Consider the following 20,366-nt stretch of genomic DNA (forward strand, 5'->3'; position numbering starts at 1 on the left):
GGGGGGGGGGGGGGGGGGGGCGTTGGCATCGCGCATCCTAGGGGCGACCATAGCCTGCAAAGACGATGCTTTGCAGGCTATGACCTACACTCTGCCTACTTCTGGCACCTGATCCGCTTACGCTTTCGGCTGGCAGATGTAGTTGCCACTTCGCAGGAAGGTTTCATGCTTGTTCGGCGAGTAGACGCTCAGGGTGCCTTGCTCGTTAGCGGCGATGTGTTTCCAGGTGCCTTCTTCGAGCACCAGCTCCGCAAAGGATTCCCCTGTCTGGCTTACGTAGAGCGTTTCGCTGCCCCAGCGTGTCGAAAATAGGCTCATATTCTGCAAATGGGCGCAGGTACTGATGCGGATGTCCTTGGATTGAAGCTTCCACTCGTAGCCATTTTTTTCGGACGCCATAACGTGGTCCGAATAGAAGCACAACAGCTTCAGGCCCGTACGTGTGATGAGCGGTGCATCGTAGTTATCGTCTTCGCTGGCCCACGTGCAGGTTCGCCAGCCTTTTCCGGCAATAAAGTAGCTGACGAAGGAGGATGCGTTGTTCTTCTTTTTCGACGTCTTGTAGAGCCAATCGTACTTACAGAACGCGAGCAGGGTGTTTCCGTTCGGTAATGACTAGAGGCTCTCCACCACGACGCCTTCCGGAAGGCTCGGTGTGTCTTCCCAGCGCTGCCACTGATTGTCGAGATTCGCAGTGCAGAAGACGGCTATCTTGTCGTAGTTGCCGGTCTTGGTCGAATCGAAGATCAGGCCTTTTTCAATGTAGGAGTATTCCTTGCTCTCCTTGAAGCGCCAGAGCCAGAGGCCGTTGAAGTAGCAGACTTCTTCGGTGCGGGTGAATTCGTAGCCAGGTACGTCCGGGAAGTGGCTCTGTTTCCAGTTTGCGCATCGTGGGAGTAATAAAAGCCTTCGCTATAGCCCGCCACGGCGATCCACATGCCGCTCACAATATCCAATTTGCTGATGCGCGGTGAGTCTTCGGAAGCGCTGAGACGCACGGTGTGCCAGTGCTCACGGTCGAGGCTCCGATAGAGCCGGTCGTCGTTGTCAACTATCAGCCAGGTGGTGCCATCGGTCTTGATGTGCTGAATCTTCTCGGGATCACAGGGCGGGTGCTCTACCTGGCGCCACTCAATACTGAACAGATGATCATGGCCGTCCTTTTCGATAACGACCGACTGTTTGGCCAATTTTTCCTGCTGTTGCTGGTCGAGCCGTTCGGCGTGCTGTTTTTCTTTGCGTTCAACCACTGATTCGTCGAATCGACCTTCCGCGAACAGGTCGAGCTGGTTGGCAACATCTGTAAAGACGAATCCGGGGATGACGCCGGCACGCTATCGTGCCTCGTTCAAAACCCTGTCACATGCCATGGTCCCTGTGTCTGCGTATGGAAAGAACCTGTCGAAGACCTATGGGTTGTACGTGCTGGCGTTCGGAGGTGCGAAGGATTTGACGCCCTGGATCTATGTGGGTACCACAGTGCGTGAAAGCGTTCTGGCGCGCATTCGCAAGCATCGGGTGAAAGCCACTGGGTCTCATATTGGTAGAGGCGCGAATGTCTCGGGAGGAGTCAATCACACTGCGGGGTGGAGGCCGTTCGCGGAGCGGCGCTATATCGAGCACGCTGGCAGACATGACCTGTACACAGACGTTAGGCTCGTTGTGGGGCAGCTTAATTTGCCGAACGTGGACGATACGAAGTTGCGCCAGTTCGAGGCTAGTCTTTGCAGCAATCAACATGGCGTGCTGGATCAGATCAAATCCATGCTGTGGTCGGTTGGGGTAGCTAAGGATGTTTCTCTGCTGACAGGCCGGCATGACAAGGCGCTTGCCAACAGTGGTATGCGTATCCTGTTCTGGGATGGCCAGATGAGCGTTTTTCCCTAAGACGCTAGGGCAGCACCTCAGTGAGGGCGGCGTCAGCTCGTGCAGCACTTGGATCGGTATTTCGACGTAGAGCTGCATTTGAGGCGGAGATGGATTTCGCCGAGCGACGCCACTGCATGCGCTCAATGGCGCTTTCCGGCACCATGGGCAGGACAGTCGCCCTATGAGCGTCTGCGCGAACACACGCCATGGGGCGAGCAGCAGCACCTTATGAGCACAATGTACGCTGGAGCTCAGGGAGTGTGGCTGTAGGTCTACGATAAACCGCTCCCTATGGGGGGCGCACCTCGCTTGGGGTGACGGTGAGGACATCTAAGAGAAAAGGCCTAAGATAGTGCCGGCAACTGACACAGCCCAAATCATGAAGAGACGCCTTGCATGCCCGAAGACGACCACAGTGCTCCTCGCCTGATCAAGAAATACGCCAATCGCCGCCTATACGACACCCACACCAGTGCCCATGTCACCCTTGCTGACATTCGCCGGCTGGTTATCGATGAAGTGCCGTTTCAGGTAGTAGACGCGAAGAGTGGCGAAGACCTGACCCGGAGCATCCTGCTACAGATCATTCAGGAAGCGGAAAGTGATGGTGAGCCGATCTTCTCCAGCGACATGCTCAAGGGGATCATTCGCTTCTACGGCCCGTTCCAGGGCATGCTCGGCAACTATCTGGAGAAGAGCATCCAGACCGTGATCGACATCCAGACCCAGACCGGGGTGCAATCCTCGCAGGCTTGGAGTGACTTTATGCACAAGCAGGTGCCCGTCATGCAGGATCTGATGAGCCAGTATGTCGAACAGTCGAAGAAGCTCTATCTGGGGACCCAGAATCTTTTCGGCATGTTCGGCGGTATCCCGCCTGGCAATTCGAGGCAGAAGAAAAAAGACGGTGATGATCAATGACGACCATCACCGCTCTTGGTGCAGTTACCTTGCCTTACTTGCGCCCACCCGCAGTCTTGCTGGCTTCACGGGTCGCCTGACCTGCTGCGGAGGCCGCGGCAGCGATGCCGTTCTCGGCGATCTCGGCTGCCTGTTTGGCGGCCTTCTGCGCGCTTTCATAGACACTGCCGGCGCTTTCCAGTGCCGACTTGAGAACGGCTACCGCCGGCTCCGCACCCGCCGGGGCGTTCTTGGCGATGACGTCCACCAGTTCCCGCACATGCTTGGCGCCGGCCTCGACTTGGCGTTCGGCGAGCTTGGCGATATCCGCCTGAGTGCTGGAAACCAGGTCATACACCTCTCGATTGAACTCCAGCAGGCGCTCTGCCTGAGCAGTTGGCTGAGTGAGGGACGCCTGCAACTCGGCGAAGGCCTGCGGGTCACGCGCCGACAGCAGCTTACGTAGGCTGTCGAACTGCTCGCTGCTGGATGCGCGTAGCGCCTTGAACTGCAATTGACTGAGTTGCTCGACGCTCTCAAATACCTTGCCACTGATCTGCTGCAACAGGTCAAGGTTGGCTTTCTGTGCGCTTTGCAGTTTTTCTGAATCGAAAAAAGACATGGTTGGTCTCCTGGCAATGGGAAAGGCCGCTTGCGACCTAGCACGCGAAAACCATCCATGATGGAGCCGCTGCGCTAGCAAAATGTTGCACTGCACAAAGAGAGAGGGCAAGCGTTTTTGTGCGCTGCAAAAAAAACTTTGCTCAAGTCGAGGTGATTCGCTATAAAACTTGGCCTGAAAGCCATGGCTCCTCTTCATGGAGAGGATCGAATGAGGGGGATTCCCGCGTCTCTGATATAGGAAAAGCTCATGAGCCAGGAAAGTTTTTTTGCAAAGCGAGAAGAGAGTTTCTCCTCATTTCATAATCTGTTCGAACACCTCGGACGCCTACAGCATCTGCACGGGAAGCTCCTGCTCGATGCCTTTGGTCAACGCCAAGAGGCTCTGCTCGCGCCACTGAGAGAAGGGCGCCTGCGTGTCCCCAGCGCAGGCGATTGCTGGGAGTACCTGGTCGACTTCGGACAGCGCAATCTGCTGTTCTGGGATGCACTTCGCCAGCGTGGTGACAATACCCTTGCCCACGAGCGCGCCGGCTATCCCCTGCTGCTCAAGTTTCCCTATGAGGTGCTGGTCGACGGCCACGACCTGCCTCACCCGGTCAACTACTCTCTGCTGCACATCGTTCCACCGGATGACCAGCCCAGCGATACCACGCGCCAGCCGGTCATCGTCATCGACCCACGCGGTGGTCACGGCGCCGGCATCGGCGGCTTCAAGCAGGATTCTGAAATCGGCGAAAGCTTGCGCGCTGGGCACCCGACCTATTTCATTGCTTTCAGCCATGCTCCCGCACCAGGCCAAACCCTGATCGATATCGCCGAGGCCGAGGCCCGCTACATCGAGGCGGTCAGCGCGCGGCATCCGGAGGCAGGGAAGCCCGTGGTGATCGGTAACTGCCAGGCCGGCTGGGCGCTGATGGGACTGGCTGCTGCACGTCCGGAACTACCAGGTCTGGTGATCGTCAATGGTGCGCCGCTGTCCTACTGGGCCGGAGTCAACGGGCGCAACCCGATGCGCTACGCTGGCGGTCTACTCGGCGGCGCATGGATGACTCGCTTGGGTAGTGACTTGGGTAATGGCCGTTTTGATGGCACCTGGCTGGTCAGCAACTTCGAGAGCCTGAATCCGGCCAACACCTACTGGAGCAAGTACTACAAGCTGTTCAGCAACGTCGACAGGGAAACCCCCCGCTTTCTCGATTTCGAGCGCTGGTGGGGTAGTCCAACCCTGCTCAACAGCGAGGAGATCGAGGTGATCGTCGATGACCTGTTCATCGGCAACCGCCTGGCTGGCGGTTTCGGGCGCAGGAGCAGCAGCATCGACCTGAAACGCATCGAGGCACCCGTGGTGGTGTTCTGCTCCTATGGCGACAATATCACTCCACCGCAGCAAGCACTGAATTGGATAGCCGACGTCTATCCCAGCGATCTGGCGTTGCGCAATGCCGGACGCACCATCGTCTATCTTCAGCATGCCAGCATCGGCCATCTGGGCATTTTCGTCTCCGGCAAGGTCGCCCGTCGTGAGCACAGGGAGCTGCTCGGCGCCATCGATGCCATCACCCTGTTGTCGCCAGGATTGTACGAACTGGTGATCGACGACCTGCCAGCATCCGCCAGTGACGACCAGGCTTACCAGGTACATTTCGAATCTCGGTGCATCGCCGACATTCTCTGCCACGATGAGGATGGTCGTAGCGACGAATTAGAGTTCGCCTTGGTCGACCGCGTCTCCGGATTCAATAGTACTCTCTACGACTGGCTTGTGCGTCCCTGGATGCGCAGGGCGATCAACGAACCACTCGCCGAATGCTTGCGCAAGAGCCATCCGTTCCACCAGCAGCAAGTTGTCTGGAGCAGTCTCAATCCAACGCTCTGGTGGTTGGCAGGCCATGCGGCTCTGACGCGCGTCAATCGCCGCCCGGCATCGCCCGACAATCCCCTATTTGCCTGGCAAGAGGCATCGTCCAGCACGGTTGAGGCCCTGCTCGATGGCTATCGTGATGTCCGCGACGCGGCCCAGGAGATGCTCTTCCATAGTTTCTATGGCGGTCTGAGCACCTTGACTGGCGACCAGGCACCACACTCGCAGCAGAGCTACGTCGAGCAACGTGACAAGGCTCTCGTCGAGCATCTGCACGACTCGCTTCTTCGTGGTGGGGAGCAGGAAGCGCTCATTCGCATTCTCTGCTTGCTCGCGCATGCAAGTGGCAGGTTCGGCAAGGAGCGCATCGAACAACTTGCTCAACAGGCCCGCACGCTCTCGCAACAGCTCGGCATCGACCCACTTGCCGTACGTGACAGCGTCCGTCTGCAGGATCTGCTGGTCTTTGCCCTCCCCGAGGAGAGTCTGAATACATTGCCATTGCTGGTTCCCGAGGCCGGGCAGCGTGAGGCAGTGCTGGCAGCCGCCGTGTACCTCGTGCCCGAACTTCTCTACGCCGAGGGCGCAGTGGGCGAACTCTGGCGCCGTTTGCACGACCAGCTTGAACACCCCGTGCCGGCCTTCGCACAATCAACGGTGCCACTCATCGCTATGGACAGCGCTCCAGACCAGACTTCGTTAACGCTGCACCTCCCCGAGGCAGTTACTCGCACTCCCAAGGTCGGCACACGGCCAAGGAAGAAAAGCGCCGCCCAGTCTTCCGATGCACAGATCGAAACCAGTCCGCCCCCTGTGGGGACCAGGAGCAAGAGCCCCGTGGCTGCGGTAAAAAAAGCAGGTCGCGGCAAGGCAACTCGCTCTGCGCCGGCGCATGCCCCTGCGAGCCAGGACAAGGGAGGCAGCGCCGAATGAGCCAAGATCACTACCAGACGTTGCTGAACCGCTGCGCCGAAATTGGCCCGCTGCCCACCATCGTCGTACATCCTTGCGAGGCGAATGCTCTGCGAGGAGCGCTGGAGGCCACCCAGGCCGGACTGATAGCCCCGATTCTGGTGGGCCCGCGTCACAAGATCGCGGCAACCGCCAGCGAGGCTGGCCTGGATATCGACGGGTTAACCGTGGAGGACGTGCCACACAGTCACGCTGCCGCCGAGCGTGGTGTTGCCCTGATCCGCGAAGGTCGTGGCGAGCTGCTGATGAAAGGCAGCCTGCACAGCGATGAACTGCTGCATGCCGTGGCCGATCGTGAAAGCGGTCTGCGCACTGAGCGGCGCCTCAGCCATGTCTTCGCCATGAGTGTGCCCAGCTACCACAAAACGCTGTTCGTTACCGACGCGGCGGTAAACATCTTTCCCGGCCTGGAGGACAAGGCTGACATCTGTCGCAATGCGATCCAGATGCTGCACGCCCTGGGCATCGACCGTCCTAAGGTAGCGCTGCTGTCGGCGGTTGAAACTGTCACGGCCAAGCTGCCTTCGACCTTGGAAGCTGCCGCACTTGTGGTCATGTCTCAGCGTGGACAGATTGATGGCGCGTTGCTCGACGGGCCACTGGCTTTCGACAACGCGATCAACGCCGACGCTGCGCGGGTCAAGGGCATTCATTCAGAAGTCGCCGGCGATCCGGACATTCTGCTGGTACCGGACATGGAAGCGGGCAACATCCTCGCCAAGCAACTGATCTATCTTGCCGGTGCCGAGGCGGCGGGTATTGTCCTCGGCGCCCGCGTACCGATCATTTTCACCAGCCGCGCCGACAGTCCACGGGCACGCATCGCCAGTAGCGGGCTGGCCGTGTTGCTCGCCCAAGCGCTGCGCACCCAACTAGGTGTGTCCATATGAGCCCCGCTCAAGACGAACTGATCGTCACCGTCAATGCTGGCTCCTCGAGCATCAAGACTGGTCTGTTCGCCGGCCGTCAAGGCGAGGAGCAGCCACGTTTGCTGGCGCGCGGCAAGCTGGACGGCATTGGCGTGGTGCCGCGCCTCCAGATAGTCATGGCTGATGGAACAGTGGTGCGGGACGTAGCCTTTGCGCCGGAGCATGTTGCTGATATGAAGGCGGCTTTCCAGCAGGTCTACAGCGCGCTGAAGGAAGGCCTACACAATCGCCCACCTGCGCTGCTCGGCCATCGAGTGGTGCATGGTGGGATGGATTTCAGCGCCCCGGTGCGCGTGGATCCTGCCGTACTGGCGCGCCTGGAGACGCTGGAACCCCTGGCGCCGCTCCATCAACCGCACAATCTGGCGGCTATCAAGGCAGCGCTCGAGCACAATGCGCACCTACCTCAGGTTGCCTGTTTCGATACCGCGTTCCATGCCGGGCGCAGTGAAATGAGCCAGCTCTTCGGCCTGCCCTACGCGCTGTACGAACAGGGTGTTCGCCGCTACGGCTTCCATGGCTTGTCATTTGAATATGTCAGCCAGCGCCTGATCGACAGAGCTCCAGAGCTCGCTTCCGGCAAGCTGGTCATAGCCCATCTGGGCAATGGCTCCAGCCTGTGCGCCATCGAGGCCGGCCGCAGCGTCGAGGTGACCACGAGTTTCAGCGCCCTCGACGGCCTCCCCATGGGCAGCCGCTGCGGCGCCCTGGATCCCGGTGTGCTGCTGTACCTGCTGGATCAGGGTATGCAGGTTCGCGATCTGGAGACGCTGCTGTATCGGCAATCCGGCTTGCTCGGCATATCCGGGGTTAGCAGCGACATGCGCAAACTGCGCGCCAGCGACGACCCACGCGCAACCCTGGCCATCGACTTCTATGCCTACCGAATCGCCCAGGAAGTCGGGCGGCTCGCCACGTGCCTGGGGGGGCTGGACGCGCTGGTATTCACCGCCGGTATCGGTGAAAAGGATGCTGCGCTGCGTGCCCAGGTGCTGCAGCATCTCGCGCCGCTCTTTGGGCTGCGCATCGATGACGCGGCGAACCAATGCAACGCCGAGCGCATATCCAGTACTGCCAGCACACGGGCTGTGTGGGTCATCCCCACCGACGAAGAAAGCATCATTGCCCGCCATGCCTGGCGTGTATATCAGGATCAACGCTTATGAGTATCAAGGAAAGCCTGTCCCTAGCCGGTAAGCGCGGCCTGGTGGTCGGCATCGCCAACCCGCATTCGATCGCCTGGGGCTGTGCTCAGGCTCTGCATGACATGGGCGCTGAGCTGGCCGTCACCTGGCTGAATGACAAAGCCAGGGTGCATGTTGAACCTCTGGCGCAACAGGTGCATGCCAGTGTGCGCATGCCCCTGGACGTGACCCGGGCCGGCGAGCTGGACGCGCTGTTCGAGCACCTCGCAGTGCAATGGGGATCGCTGGACTTTGTCGTTCACTGCCTGGCTAGCGCACCCAAGGAGGAACTCCGCGGGCGCCTACTGGATAGCTCCAGTTCCGGGTTTCTGCAGGCCGTTGATATTTCCTGTCACTCCTTTATCCGCATGGCGCGCCTGGCCGAACCGCTGATGCCTCGGGGCGGCAGTCTGGTGACCATGAGTTACTTGGGCGCTCAGGAGACGATCGAAGGCTATGCCCTGATGGGGCCGGTCAAGGCCGCTTTGGAGGCCAGCGTGCGCTACCTGGCCACCGAACTGGGGCCGCGCAACATCCGTGTGCACGCCATTTCTCCCGGCCCTATGCCGACTCGGGCGGCATCCGGGCTGAAGGACTTTGATCACTTGTTGGAAACCTCGACCAATCGCGCCCCCTTGCGCCGCCTAGTCACTTTGGAGGAAGTCGGCGGCCTGTGCGCCTGGCTGGTTAGCAACGCGAGCCAAGGTCAGACTGGCGGAGTCCACTTCGTTGATGGCGGCCTGAACATCCTCGGTTGATTCAAGGTGCCTTCATGCAAATCCATGCGCTCCATATTTAACTTGGTGCTCTATTCTGAGCGCCACTGTTCACCGAGCTATTGGGCGTCGGCAAGTTCATGGATTTGGAAGCCGCCAGTAACACTGTGGGTCTGATTACGGCCTGCTGTATCGGTGGAGTGCTCGCCAGTTACTTGATACGCCGCTACGCATTGATGCTAATCCTGTGCGCCTGGATGTGGTAGAGCGTGGAGCTGGTAGCGGGGTAGGCGCTCGCGTGTGTGAACAACACATCCGTCCGTGTCAGTAAGCAAATATCGACTCAAGCCTCACGACGCAAGAGCACCTCATCCAGGCCCTCCGCCGGCAGCATATCCACCAGCATCCCGACATAGTTGGAACTGATCTGGTAAATACCCCTCTGCCGTTTCTCGAAGAGCGGTGGCACACCTTGAAATGCGCGACCTAGATGTCCGCAAGTCAATTTTTATTGACTCCAGTCAATGCTTGGTTAGATAGAGTTCAAAGCGCGCCAAGGCTGGTGCGCGAGGACAACCCGGCGTCACCCGGGGACGTTGTTCCCATCTGCAAAGCGCCAGAGACTTGCCCGCTGTTCCAAGGTCTTAATTAACGAGGAATGGTTAATGGGTATTGCGAGCAATCCGGCACGTATAGCACTGGTCACCGGTGGTATGGGCGGTATCGGTACGGCGATCAGCCAGCGCCTGCATCGGGATGGATTCACCGTGGTGGTGGGCTGTAATCCCTACTCCAGCCGCAAGGCCTCCTGGATTGCCAAGCAACTCGAGGCGGGCTTCCACTTCCACTGCATCGACTGCGACATCACCGACTGGGACAGCACCCGCCAGGCCTTCGACATGGTGCACGAGACTGTCGGCCCGATCGATGTATTGGTCAACAATGCTGGCATCACCCGCGACGGCACCTTCCGCAAGATGTCCCCGGAGAACTGGAGGACGGTGATTGATACCAATCTCACCGGCCTGTTCAACACGACCAAGCAGGTCATCGAGGGCATGCTGGCCAAGGGCTGGGGACGCGTCATCAACATCTCCTCGATCAATGGTCAACGAGGCCAGTTCGGGCAGACCAACTACTCCGCAGCTAAGGCAGGCATTCATGGTTTCAGCATGGCCTTGGCCCGCGAGGTGAGTGGCAAGGGCGTGACTGTCAATACGGTTTCCCCCGGCTACATCAAGACCGACATGACCGCGGCGATTCGCCCGGACATCCTCGAGGACATGATCACCGGCATTCCAGTCGGCCGTCTCGGCCAGCCTGAGGAGATTGCCTCGATCGTGGCCTGGCTGGCCTCCGATCAGTCTGCCTATGCCACCGGCGCCGACTTCTCGGTGAACGGCGGCATGAACATGCAGTGACGTGCCATTCGCGCCGTCGCTAAGCCATGACATGAGGTGCTTCAGATGATCGAAGTCGTTATCGTCGCCGCCGTTCGCACCGCCATCGGCGCTTTCCAGGGAAGCCTGGCCGGCACCCCCGCCGTTGAGCTGGGCGCCACGGTGATCCGCAGCCTGCTCGAACAGACCGCTCTGGATAGCAGTCAGGTGGATGAAGTGATACTCGGCCACGTACTTACCGCCGGTGCTGGGCAGAATACTGCCCGACAGGCAGCGGTCATTGCCGGCCTGCCATACGCCGTACCGGCGATGACCCTGAACAAGGTCTGTGGCTCCGGCCTGAAAGCCCTGCACCTGGGCGCTCAGGCCATCCGCTGTGGCGATGCCGAGGTGGTGATCGCTGGCGGCATGGAGAACATGAGCCGGTCGTCCTATGTCCTGCCCAATGCTCGCACCGGCCTGCGCATGGGCCACGGGCAGATACTCGACAGCATGATCGTCGACGGCCTGTGGGACGCCTTCAACGACTACCACATGGGCATCACCGCCGAAAACCTGGTAGACAAGTACGGCATCAGCCGCAAAGCCCAGGACGAATTCGCCGCAGCCTCGCAGCAGAAAGCCGCGGCTGCCATTGAGGCCGGTCGCTTCCGCGACGAGATCGTCCCTGTGAGCATTCCGCAGCGCAAGGGCGAGGCGCTGAGCTTCGACACCGACGAGCAGCCGCGTGCCGGCACCACCGCTGAGTCGCTGGGCAAGCTGAAACCTGCCTTCAAGAAGGATGGCAGCGTCACCGCCGGCAACGCTTCCAGCCTCAACGACGGTGCCGCCGCGGTGCTGCTGATGAGTGCTGCAAAGGCCGCAGCACTCGGTCTGCCAGTGCTGGCGAAGATCACCGCCTACGCCAATGCTGGCGTCGATCCGGCGATCATGGGTATCGGCCCAGTGTCGGCCACCCGCAGCTGCTTGGAGAAGGCAGGCTGGAGTCTGGCCCAGCTGGATCTGATCGAAGCCAATGAAGCTTTCGCCGCCCAGGCCCTGGCCGTGGGCCAGGAGCTGGGTTGGGATGCTGACAAGGTCAACGTCAACGGCGGCGCCATCGCCCTCGGCCACCCCATTGGCGCCTCCGGCTGCCGCGTACTGGTAAGCCTGCTGCATGAAATGCTCAGGCGCGACGCGAAAAAAGGCCTGGCTACCCTGTGTATCGGCGGTGGCCAGGGCGTGGCGCTGGCCATCGAGCGCTGAGTGACGCTTTCGCGACTCTGCCGGACGTGCCCCCCTGCACCCGCACCGCCAGGCTGGCCGTGCGGTTACGTCCCGACATGATCGCACCGCGCCCCTCACCGGGTGCGGCTTTTGTTTTCATATTCCCGGAGACGCCATGGACAACGCACACACCTTTGCTCGCTACTGGTCGGGACAGGTACCTTTCATCGCTAGCTTCGTCCTGCAGCAGTTGCGCCTATACGTGGCGCAGAATGTTTGGTTCAACGGACATGACCAAAGCCGGTGGTTCGATGTGCCTGTCGAGGCGCTGGAGCAACTGCAGGCTGGCTACCAACAACAGTGGGCCGATCTTGGCCAGCAATTGCTGACCTGCCAGCCGTTCGCGTTCAATGACCGTCGCTTTGCCAGCGGCAACTGGAGCGAACCGCTATTCGGCTCCCTGGCTGCCTTCTACCTGCTGAACTCCGGTTTCCTGCTGAAACTACTGGAGCTACTGCCCATCGATGAGGAGAAGCCGCGTCAGCGCCTTCGTTACCTTATTGAACAAGCGATCGCCGCAAGTGCCCCGAGTAATTTTCTGCTGAGCAACCCCGATGCGCTGCAACGCCTAGTGGAAACGCAGGGCGCCAGCCTACTAAGTGGCCTGTTGCATCTGGCCAGTGACATGCAGGAAGGCAAGTTGCGCCAATGCGACCTGGGCGATTTCGAAGTTGGCGTGAATCTGGCCACCACCCCTGGTGCCGTGGTACTGGAAACCCCTCTATTCCAGCTGATCCAGTATTCACCGCTCAGCGAAACGCAATACCAGCGGCCGGTGTTCATCGTTCCGCCGGCGATCAACAAGTACTACATCCTTGACCTCGGCCCCGAAAACTCTCTAATCCGCCATCTACTAGAGCGAGGCCATCAAGTTTTTCTGATGTCCTGGCGCAACTTCACTCAGGAACAGGCCGACATCACCTGGGAGCAGATCATCCAGGACGGAGTGATCAGCGCCCTGCGCACTACCCGGGCCATCAGCGGGGAGCGCCACCTGAACTGTTTGGGTTTCTGCATCGGCGGCACCATGCTGAGTTGCGCTCTAGCGGTGCTGGCAGCGCGTGGCGACCACGACATTGCCAGCCTGAGCCTGTTTGCCACTTTTCTTGACTACCTCGATACCGGGCCGATCAGCGTCTTCGTCGATGAGCAATTGGTGGCCTACCGCGAGCGCACCATCGGTGGCCATGGTGGCAAGTGTGGCCTGTTCCGCGGCGAGGACATGGGCAATACCTTCTCCCTGCTGCGGCCCAACGAGCTGTGGTGGAACTACAACGTAGACAAGTATCTCAAGGGGCAGAAGCCGCCGGCTCTGGATCTACTGTTCTGGAACAACGACAGCACCAACCTGCCGGGGCCCCTGTATTGCTGGTACCTTCGCCACACCTACCTGCAAAACGATCTCAAATCAGGGGAGTTGGATCTGTGCGGCGTCAAGCTGGATCTGCGCGCCATAGATGCACCAGCGTACATCTTGGGGACCCACGACGACCACATAGTGCCCTGGCGCAGTGCCTATGCCAGCACGGCATTGCTGGAAGGTCCGAAGCGGTTCGTCCTCGGTGCCTCCGGCCACATTGCCGGGGTGATCAACCCGCCAGGTAGGAACAAGCGCCATTACTGGGTCAATGAACACATAGCACCGGCAGCCGACGACTGGTTGCGGGGTGCCCAGCAGCATGCCGGCAGTTGGTGGGGTGATTGGTTCGCCTGGTTGGCCGAGTATGCCGGCTCACGCCTGCCTGCTATCACTATGCTAGGTAATGCTGAATACCCTCCGCTTGAGCATGCACCTGGTCGCTATGTTCGGCAATAAGCTCAATTTCTATTGAATACAAAATGATCCGGCCGGCCGCCATCGTAGCCCGGACTGGCCGGTTGTTTCTTGAGGCTTCCGACCGAGTTAGACGAGACGATTTACTTGTCGGCGCTGCTCCCATAGTGCTTATTAACTACCTATTTATCGACTCAGGGAGGGCGGGAAATTGCTAAAAACTGTAGTTGCGGACAATTATTTGTGGTGTGAGGATGTTTTGAAAAAGCCCAAACCCATGCAGCATGTAGCCGAAGCCTAATCTTCAGCTTGGTCATGGAGTTTTTATTTTAGTCCATGAGTGATCCGCGAAGGTGACGTGAACGAGTTTTTGAACTGCATTGCTTGAGATTTTCTGTGGTAGGCGCACTCTGGATATTTACGCTAGAGAGAATTGAGGTGTTTATATGCTAATCATTTCTGCGTTTGAGGATCGCTCTGAGCTTGAATTTAGAAAGCCTTTTGATGTTGGGTATGATTCTGGCTCATCTGGTTTGACTATTTTTGATTGCCCATACCCTCACGCGAGCGTAGAGGGGCTTCGTAGTCGCCATGAGTGGCTTGATGGGTTTCTTACGGCTCTTTCGCAAAAGGGCGATCCAGGTTTGCTTTAGGTATGAGTTATTTTCTGGTCTACTCCTGATGGGTGAGTTTCTGTGTGAGTGTTTCGAAAACTCCCTGGTGGCATGCCGAACCATCGAAGGCAAGCCTTGTGAAAACTACTTAGCTCTTTAAAGCCAAGTAGTGTGCTTATGTGGTCTAGGGAGTAAGAGTGGTAGTTTTTTAAGTAGTGTTCGGCTAGTCTTTTTCGGGTGCTATTGAATATTTCTTTAAAGGTTTTACCCTCTTTTGCAAGCTCGCGCTGTAAGAAACGACTACTGACGTTAAGTTCTTTTGCTACAGAGTCCATGTCGCAGAGGGAGTGGCCAAGGCGCTTGATGAGCAAGCTTCGTGTGCGTTCGCTGTAATGTCCGTTATTTAAAAAATATTCTTGATGTTCAGCAAGGCTGCCATGGAGTAGTGCAAGTGTTTCATTTGCAGTGCTTAGCGGCAGCGATAGCGCGTGGTTGTCAAATAAGATGCTGTTTCTATTTTTCCCAAAGTGTAGGGGGCAATCAAAAAGCCGTTGGTGCTCTGAGATGTCTTGTGGAGTGGGGTAAATGAATTCTATTTCTTGGATTTCGGGAAGTTTACCCCCAGCCATCCAGCGGCAGAGTCCGAGAGTTGATGCCAATATTGCGTCATTGAACACTCTGGATTTCTTTGTTCTGTCTTCTGTGTTGTCAACGTACCACAGGCGTATGCCATTTTTTTCTTGTGTTAGGCCGACAGTGAAGCCGTTTCCGAGAAGTTTGGAAAAACGTACTAAGACCTGCAGCGCGTCTTTTAGATTGGCGCTGGAGATCATTGCATATCCTACTAATTGAAAAGCACCTGGAAGAAAGTGCTGGTAAGCTTTAAGTCCAATGTCTGGGTTACCGCTCTCAATTTCTGCTAGCTCCATTAACCGAAGGGCGCTTGATCTTGGAATAAATTTATTTGACGATCTTAGCTCGTCGATGGCTATCCCGACTTCTTTGCAGAGTCGCTCTGTGTCGAGGTTTTCACTGCTCAGGAAACTCACCAACTGGGCAGTTAACCCGGCACTTATCCTACTCATTTCTCGCTGCTCCTGTGTTAGGTGGAGGCTGATTCCTGCGCCGATCGCCTATAGATATCTTGATGCTGTCAGTATGTCTATAGATAACTTCCAGTATGTCCATGGATACCTTCTTAAGGTGCCTGCGGACATTTTTTTTGGTGTCACAGGACATTGCTCGGGTGTCGATGGCTTGATTAGCTATTTTTTGCGGAAGTGGAGTCGAGAGGAGTGCTGATGCTAGTGGTTGGCTTCGAGTAGTAGGTTTAATTTTTAGATGGTTTTTCGATCAATTCTGGAGCTTGTAGGAGGTTTCTGTTTTTGATGGTTGGGGTTTGTTTTTATAGGTTAATATTTTAGGGGGAGTTGAATCGCCCCGGCTTTCCTAGACACTCTCCAAGCTCTGGAAATAGCGCTTTTCAAACTCCACTGGCGATAGCTGCATAGCGCTGCTGTGCCGGCGTTTGGGGTTATAAAACATCTCGATGTAATCGAACACATCACTGCGGGCTTCTTCGCGGGTGCCGTAGGTTTTTCGTCGGATGCGTTCCCGCTTCAGCAACTGGAAAAAGCTTTCCGCAACCGCGTTGTCGTGGCAGTTACCACGTCGACTCATGCTGCTGATCAGGTTGTTGGCCTTGAGGAAGCTCTGCCAGTCCGAGCTGCTGAACTGGCTGCCCTGGTCGGAGTGGATCATCACTTCCTGCTTGGGCTTGCGCCGCCACACCGCCATCAGCAACGCATCGATGGCCAGGTCGCTGCACATCCGTGGTTTCATCGACCAACCAATCACCTGGCGTGAAAACAGATCCAGCACCACCGCCAAGTACAACCAACCCTCATAGGTGCGGATGTAGGTGATGTCGGTGACCCAGACCTTGTTCGGTTCACTGACGTTGAACTGCCGCTCCAGGCGATTGGGCGAGGCCACCGTCGGCCTGCCGCCGTAATAGCCGGGGCGCCGACGATAGCCGGTCTGCGAGCGCAGCCCCTCTCCTCGCATCAGGCGAGCCACGCGGTGCCGGCCACAGGACTCCCCCAGCTCACGCAGGTCGTCGTGGATCTTTCGGTAGCCGTAGACCCCACCGCTTTCCAGCCAGGCATGCTTGATCAATCCGAGCAGGCGCTGATCTTCCTTGGCGCGTACGGATTTCGGCTCGGCCAGCCAGGCGTAGTAACCGCTGGGATGCACCTTGAGGGTCTGGCAGAGACGCCGCACCGGATACTCCACCGACAGCTTGCTGATGAAGGCGTACTTCAGCCGGACTCCTTGGCAAAGTACGCGGCGGCCTTTTTTAGGATGTCTCGCTCTTCGGTCACCCGCTTGAGTTCGGCGCGCAGACGACGCAATTCGGCCTGCTGATCGTCTTCCTGCTGCCGCTGTTCCTGGGGCTTGCCGTAGCGCTTGATCCAGGCATACAGGCTATGCACCGACATGCCCAACCGCGCTGCCACCTCGGCTACGGGGAGGCCGCGCTCGGTCACTTGCTTGACCGCTTCGATTTTGAATTCTTCGGGGTAACGCTGGTTGCTCATGGCACCTCCTAACGGGCCTCATTATGAGGCTTGGAGGTGTCTACGAAACTAGGGGCGATTCAATAATTAACCACTAACTTTAGAGCCCATACAATCTTCCTTGATGTCAAAACGGTACCATGCTATCACCGGTCGGAAGATTTTTGGGTGAATCTCTTCTGAATTCTTTGCCAGTGTCGAATGACAGCTATGGCCTGTAGATTCAACCGGTGAACGCAACGCACTGAACCCTGTGTAATCAGGAGGAGTGTTGCAGATGAAGCAAAGGCCTCGGATCTACTACACCGAAAGCCAGAAGGCGCCGATGTGGGATCGCTGGAAGGCAGGTGATTCCCTCCAGCAGATTGCTCAGCTGTTCGACCGAAATCATTCCTCGATCCAGCGGATTCTCGCGGAGACAGGTGGTATTCGCCCAGCTACTCGACGACGTTCCAGGTTGGCGCTCACACTAGTTGAGCGAGAGGAGATTCCAAGAGCACTTGCTGTTGGCCAGTCGATTTGGCATATCGCGATGCGTCTGGAACGAGCTCCATCCACTATCAGCCGCGAGATCAGCCGTAACGCTGGTTGTCGAAGCTACCGTGCCAACCAGGCTGAACAGGCGGCATGGGATAGGGCCCGTCGCCCCAAGCTTTGCAAGCTTGCCCAGTCCCCAAAGTTGGCGCAGCTTGTTGCGGAGAAGCTCCAGATCCAGTGGTCGCCCGAGCAGATCGCTGGATGGTTGAAGCGTACATATCCGGACGTGGCCGACCAAGTGTCACGCGAGACCATCTACCGTAGCCTCTTCATCCAGGCCCGCGGCGCATTGAAGAAGGAATTGCTGGAGTATCTGCGCCGTAGTCGTGCGATGCGCCGGTCACGTCATCACACCCAGAAAGCCGGTAACCATGGCCGTATCAGCGATACGACTTCCATAAGCGAGCGGCCGGCCATCGTCGAAGATCGTGCAGTACCAGGACACTGGGAAGGCGATTTGTTGTGCGGTAGCAAAAATAGTCAGATCGCCACGCTGGTTGAGCGCCACAGCCGCTATGTGATGCTGGTGAAAGTGAATGGAAAGGACACCGAGACAGTGGTGAATACACTGATCGAGAATGCTCGGCGATTGCCTCAGGAGCTCCACCAATCCCTGACCTGGGATCGAGGCAATGAGATGGCTGCTCACAAGCGATTCACTCTGACGACGGAAATCCAGGTCTACTTTTGTGACCCACAGAACCCCTGGCAGCGCGGGATGAATGAGAACACCAACGGCCTGCTACGGCAGTACTTTCCGAAGGGAACTGATCTCTCGCTGTACTCGTAGGATGCGCCGGATAAGGTCGCTCGGCGGTTGAACGAGCGACCCAGAAAGACCCTGGGGTACTCGACACCTGCCGAGTGTTTTAACCAGGCTGTTGCGTTGATCGGTTGAATCCGCAACCCATAGCGGACTATCGCATCAATGGATGCTGCGATAAATGAACCAGAAAATGAACGCGACGAATGGAGCGAGCAGAACGCTGGTTTCCGGGGAAGTGCTCCGCTGTCTGGGTCAACTCACCTCAAGTAATTTGACGGAGCCTTAAACGACCAATGACTCCCTTCTTATACTCGTCAGCAGTCATTCCGAGATGTGTGTCAATATTGACGTGTGTATATGACGCTCGGGTGCAAGGGTGTGGTAGTCTTAAGGCGGGTCGATTTTCTGGCGGATTATTTCTCAAGGAGTACGTTATGAGGTTTAGGGAATTTTGCATTGGTCTGTTGTTTGGTTTGCTTGCTTTTTCTGCAACATCTACTCAAGCAGCCACAATGCGTTGCGGAAGTAATTTGATAAGCGAAGGCGAATTGATAGTTGATGTGATTAGAAAGTGTGGCCAGCCAGCGCAGCGTCAGGTTGTGGGGCCTGCTGTCGACGCTAACGGTTACGTAGCAAAAGGCGCTGCAACAATTGAGAATTGGGTTTATGGCCCTAGCAATGGGGCATATCAATACCTGCGCTTTGTCGACGGTAGATTGGTTGAAATTCGTACTCGAATGAATTGATGGAGAGCGCAGGTACTCAGTGAGTACCTGCGAAGGGGCATTAGCCCGCAGTGCCGATGGCATCCAGCAGCGTAGCGATGGGGGCGCTTTGAGCGCTTGTGACAATGATCGTCGTGTTCGCCCCAGCATTGCTGACGGCTTGTTGAAGATTGTTTGCCGTTAATTGCGCACCGTTGAACGCGGCGCTGAAGAGTTTGCTGATCCCGGCAATAGAGAGAAGTTGAAGCATGGAGTTGATGCTCACTGCTTGAGCAGTGTTAACACTGATTTTTGTCTTAGTGCCCGCGGCAGTCAGCGCCTGCTGCAGGTTATCTGCTGTCAACTGCGCGCCATTGAAGTCGGCGCTGAAGTTTTTATTGTTGCCCGCATTTTGTATGGCCTGAAGGAGGGGTGTGATGTTCGCCGCCTGGGCGGTGTTGACGCTGATGCTCGAGTTGGTTCCTGCCGCGCTGACGGCTTGCTGGAGGTTGTTCGAAGTCAGTTGAGCGCCATTGAAATCGGCGCTGAATTTCTTGGTATTTCCAGCGATGCTGAGCAACTGTAGAAAAGTTGTGATGTTGATTGCTTGGGCGGTATTTACGCCAATCGAAGTATTTGTGCCGGCGGCGGTAAGAACTTGCTGCAAGTTTGTGCCAGTGAGCTGGGCTCCGTTGAAGTTTGCACTAAATGCCTTGCTGCTGCCCGCAGCATTTATCGCCTCGAGAAGGGCGGTAATATTCGCCGCTTGAGCCGTGTTCACACTAATGCTTGTGCCTGATTGCGCGGCGGTTACCGCCTGCTGCAGATTATTTGCGGTGAGTTGGGCGCCATTGAAATCCGCGCTGAAATGTTTGGTAGTGCCCACGGACGATATTATGGAAAGCAGCGTGTTGATGTTTACTGCCTGTGCGGTATTGACGGCGATATTGGTGTTGCTGCCGGATGCATTTACTGCTTGTTGCAGATTGCTTGAGGTCAACTGAGCACCATTGAATGTGGCGTTCAGGCGCTTGGTATTTCCCGCGATGCCGATGACCTGGAGGAGCGTGGTTATGTTGACGGCCTGAGCAGTGTCGATATTGATGGTTGTGTTGGCTCCCGCAGCTGTGATTGCCTGCTGGAGATTGTTTGCGGTAAGGGCTGAACCATCGAAATTAAGTACAAGCTTCATGTTTTGCTAATTCCCTTTTGCAAGTCGAATCGGAGGTGGTCGCTTCATTCAGTGGCGAAAAGAAACTAGAAGTGATTCTTGGAAACAACAAGGCATTTTTATTGCGATGTCTGCAACAGACTGTTGTAGTGGTTAATTGCCGATTTGTTGATATGGATCATTGTGCTTTGAGCGGGGCAATAAGAACGGGCCTTCCCCTAGATGGTGAACCGTTTGCAGGCTCGACAAACAGCAGTTCCAAGTGGACAGACCAGGAGTAACCCCGGCCTCCTTACACCGGTGGGGCGTCCGGGCAACGAATCGACTAGACCGGGCTGAGTGCTCTGGTGCTCCCTGGCGCAGACAGCTACACACAGAGCACGTGTCTGCGCTGTATACAAGGTCTGCTTCTGGCCCAGGCTGTGTAAAAACGTGGCCAGCGCCCTTGCTATGCTGCCGGTGGTTTTCGTAGCGGGGGCACTCCATGAAGCGTTTCATCC

Annotated in this window: 16 protein-coding genes and 1 pseudogene; 11 read left to right on the forward strand and 6 right to left on the reverse strand. The window is 57.2% G+C overall.

Features of this window, described 5'->3' with window-relative positions; genetic code table 11:
* Nucleotides 1-117: 117 nt before the first annotated feature.
* Entirely contained in the window at nucleotides 118-399 is a 282-nt protein-coding gene (locus tag A6723_RS32320) for a hypothetical protein (protein ID WP_023124042.1), read from the reverse strand.
* Nucleotides 400-746: 347 nt separating this feature from the next.
* On the reverse strand, nucleotides 747-1,250 hold the full coding sequence (locus A6723_RS32325; RefSeq protein ID WP_196584447.1) for a hypothetical protein: 504 nt from the start codon (nucleotides 1,248-1,250) through the stop codon (nucleotides 747-749).
* A gap of 70 nt (nucleotides 1,251-1,320) precedes the next feature.
* Between A6723_RS32325 and A6723_RS30610 the strand changes: the two genes are divergently transcribed.
* Both A6723_RS30610 and phaR read left to right on the forward strand, forming a co-directional pair.
* A complete protein-coding gene (locus A6723_RS30610) occupies nucleotides 1,321-1,887 on the forward strand; it encodes a hypothetical protein (RefSeq protein WP_023910323.1) in 567 nt (188 codons plus the stop codon).
* A gap of 378 nt (nucleotides 1,888-2,265) precedes the next feature.
* Complete coding sequence (gene phaR / locus A6723_RS30615; RefSeq protein WP_023124045.1) at nucleotides 2,266-2,790, forward strand: polyhydroxyalkanoate synthesis repressor PhaR; 525 nt, start codon at nucleotides 2,266-2,268, stop codon at nucleotides 2,788-2,790.
* 34 nt (nucleotides 2,791-2,824) lie between these two features.
* Here phaR and A6723_RS30620 read toward each other — a convergent pair whose 3' ends face one another.
* Entirely contained in the window at nucleotides 2,825-3,391 is a 567-nt protein-coding gene (locus A6723_RS30620) for a phasin family protein (RefSeq protein WP_023124046.1), read from the reverse strand.
* A gap of 249 nt (nucleotides 3,392-3,640) precedes the next feature.
* On the opposite strand from A6723_RS30620, the gene A6723_RS30625 reads away from it, so the two are divergent.
* From A6723_RS30625 to phaC, 7 genes are all read left to right on the forward strand, one after another.
* Complete coding sequence (locus A6723_RS30625; RefSeq protein WP_023124047.1) at nucleotides 3,641-6,187, forward strand: DUF3141 domain-containing protein; 2,547 nt, start codon at nucleotides 3,641-3,643, stop codon at nucleotides 6,185-6,187.
* On the forward strand, nucleotides 6,184-7,116 hold the full coding sequence (locus tag A6723_RS30630) for a phosphate acetyltransferase (protein ID WP_023124048.1): 933 nt from the start codon (nucleotides 6,184-6,186) through the stop codon (nucleotides 7,114-7,116). Before A6723_RS30625 ends, A6723_RS30630 begins: the two co-directional genes overlap by 4 nt.
* Nucleotides 7,113-8,321: an acetate/propionate family kinase gene (locus A6723_RS30635; RefSeq protein ID WP_023124049.1), complete on the forward strand. Its 1,209-nt coding sequence runs from the start codon at nucleotides 7,113-7,115 to the stop codon at nucleotides 8,319-8,321. Before A6723_RS30630 ends, A6723_RS30635 begins: the two co-directional genes overlap by 4 nt.
* Nucleotides 8,318-9,097: an enoyl-ACP reductase FabI gene (gene fabI / locus A6723_RS30640; protein WP_023124050.1), complete on the forward strand. Its 780-nt coding sequence runs from the start codon at nucleotides 8,318-8,320 to the stop codon at nucleotides 9,095-9,097. Before A6723_RS30635 ends, fabI begins: the two co-directional genes overlap by 4 nt.
* Nucleotides 9,098-9,720: 623 nt before the next feature.
* Nucleotides 9,721-10,476: an acetoacetyl-CoA reductase gene (phbB, locus tag A6723_RS30645; RefSeq protein ID WP_023124051.1), complete on the forward strand. Its 756-nt coding sequence runs from the start codon at nucleotides 9,721-9,723 to the stop codon at nucleotides 10,474-10,476.
* 45 nt (nucleotides 10,477-10,521) lie between these two features.
* On the forward strand, nucleotides 10,522-11,700 hold the full coding sequence (locus tag A6723_RS30650; RefSeq protein ID WP_023124052.1) for an acetyl-CoA C-acetyltransferase: 1,179 nt from the start codon (nucleotides 10,522-10,524) through the stop codon (nucleotides 11,698-11,700).
* Nucleotides 11,701-11,836: 136 nt separating this feature from the next.
* The gene (gene phaC, locus A6723_RS30655; RefSeq protein ID WP_023124053.1) at nucleotides 11,837-13,537 is read left to right on the forward strand and encodes a class I poly(R)-hydroxyalkanoic acid synthase; all 1,701 of its coding nucleotides are present in this window, start codon (nucleotides 11,837-11,839) and stop codon (nucleotides 13,535-13,537) included.
* A 607-nt stretch (nucleotides 13,538-14,144) separates the two neighbouring features.
* Here the strand turns inward: phaC and A6723_RS31545 are convergent.
* Nucleotides 14,145-15,194: an AraC family transcriptional regulator gene (locus tag A6723_RS31545; RefSeq protein WP_023124054.1), complete on the reverse strand. Its 1,050-nt coding sequence runs from the start codon at nucleotides 15,192-15,194 to the stop codon at nucleotides 14,145-14,147.
* Between the two features lie 364 nt (nucleotides 15,195-15,558).
* A protein-coding gene (locus A6723_RS30660; RefSeq protein ID WP_122338809.1) for an IS3 family transposase occupies nucleotides 15,559-16,709 on the reverse strand; the annotation gives its coding sequence in 2 pieces (ribosomal slippage) (nucleotides 15,559-16,466 and nucleotides 16,466-16,709; 1,152 coding nt in all).
* Nucleotides 16,710-16,965: 256 nt separating this feature from the next.
* On the opposite strand from A6723_RS30660, the pseudogene A6723_RS30670 reads away from it, so the two are divergent.
* Both A6723_RS30670 and A6723_RS31550 read left to right on the forward strand, forming a co-directional pair.
* A pseudogene (locus A6723_RS30670) lies at nucleotides 16,966-18,123 on the forward strand (IS30 family transposase).
* 302 nt (nucleotides 18,124-18,425) lie between these two features.
* Nucleotides 18,426-18,737 (forward strand): DUF2845 domain-containing protein, encoded by a 312-nt coding sequence (locus A6723_RS31550; RefSeq protein WP_023910459.1) that lies wholly within the window; start codon nucleotides 18,426-18,428, stop codon nucleotides 18,735-18,737.
* A 40-nt stretch (nucleotides 18,738-18,777) separates the two neighbouring features.
* Here the strand turns inward: A6723_RS31550 and A6723_RS30675 are convergent, their stop codons facing one another.
* On the reverse strand, nucleotides 18,778-19,887 hold the full coding sequence (locus A6723_RS30675; RefSeq protein WP_023124064.1) for a hypothetical protein: 1,110 nt from the start codon (nucleotides 19,885-19,887) through the stop codon (nucleotides 18,778-18,780).
* Nucleotides 19,888-20,366 lie beyond the last annotated feature (479 nt).

It is taken from the genome of Pseudomonas sp. AU11447 (genome assembly GCF_001672555.2).
Lineage (GTDB): Bacteria > Pseudomonadota > Gammaproteobacteria > Pseudomonadales > Pseudomonadaceae > Pseudomonas > Pseudomonas nitroreducens.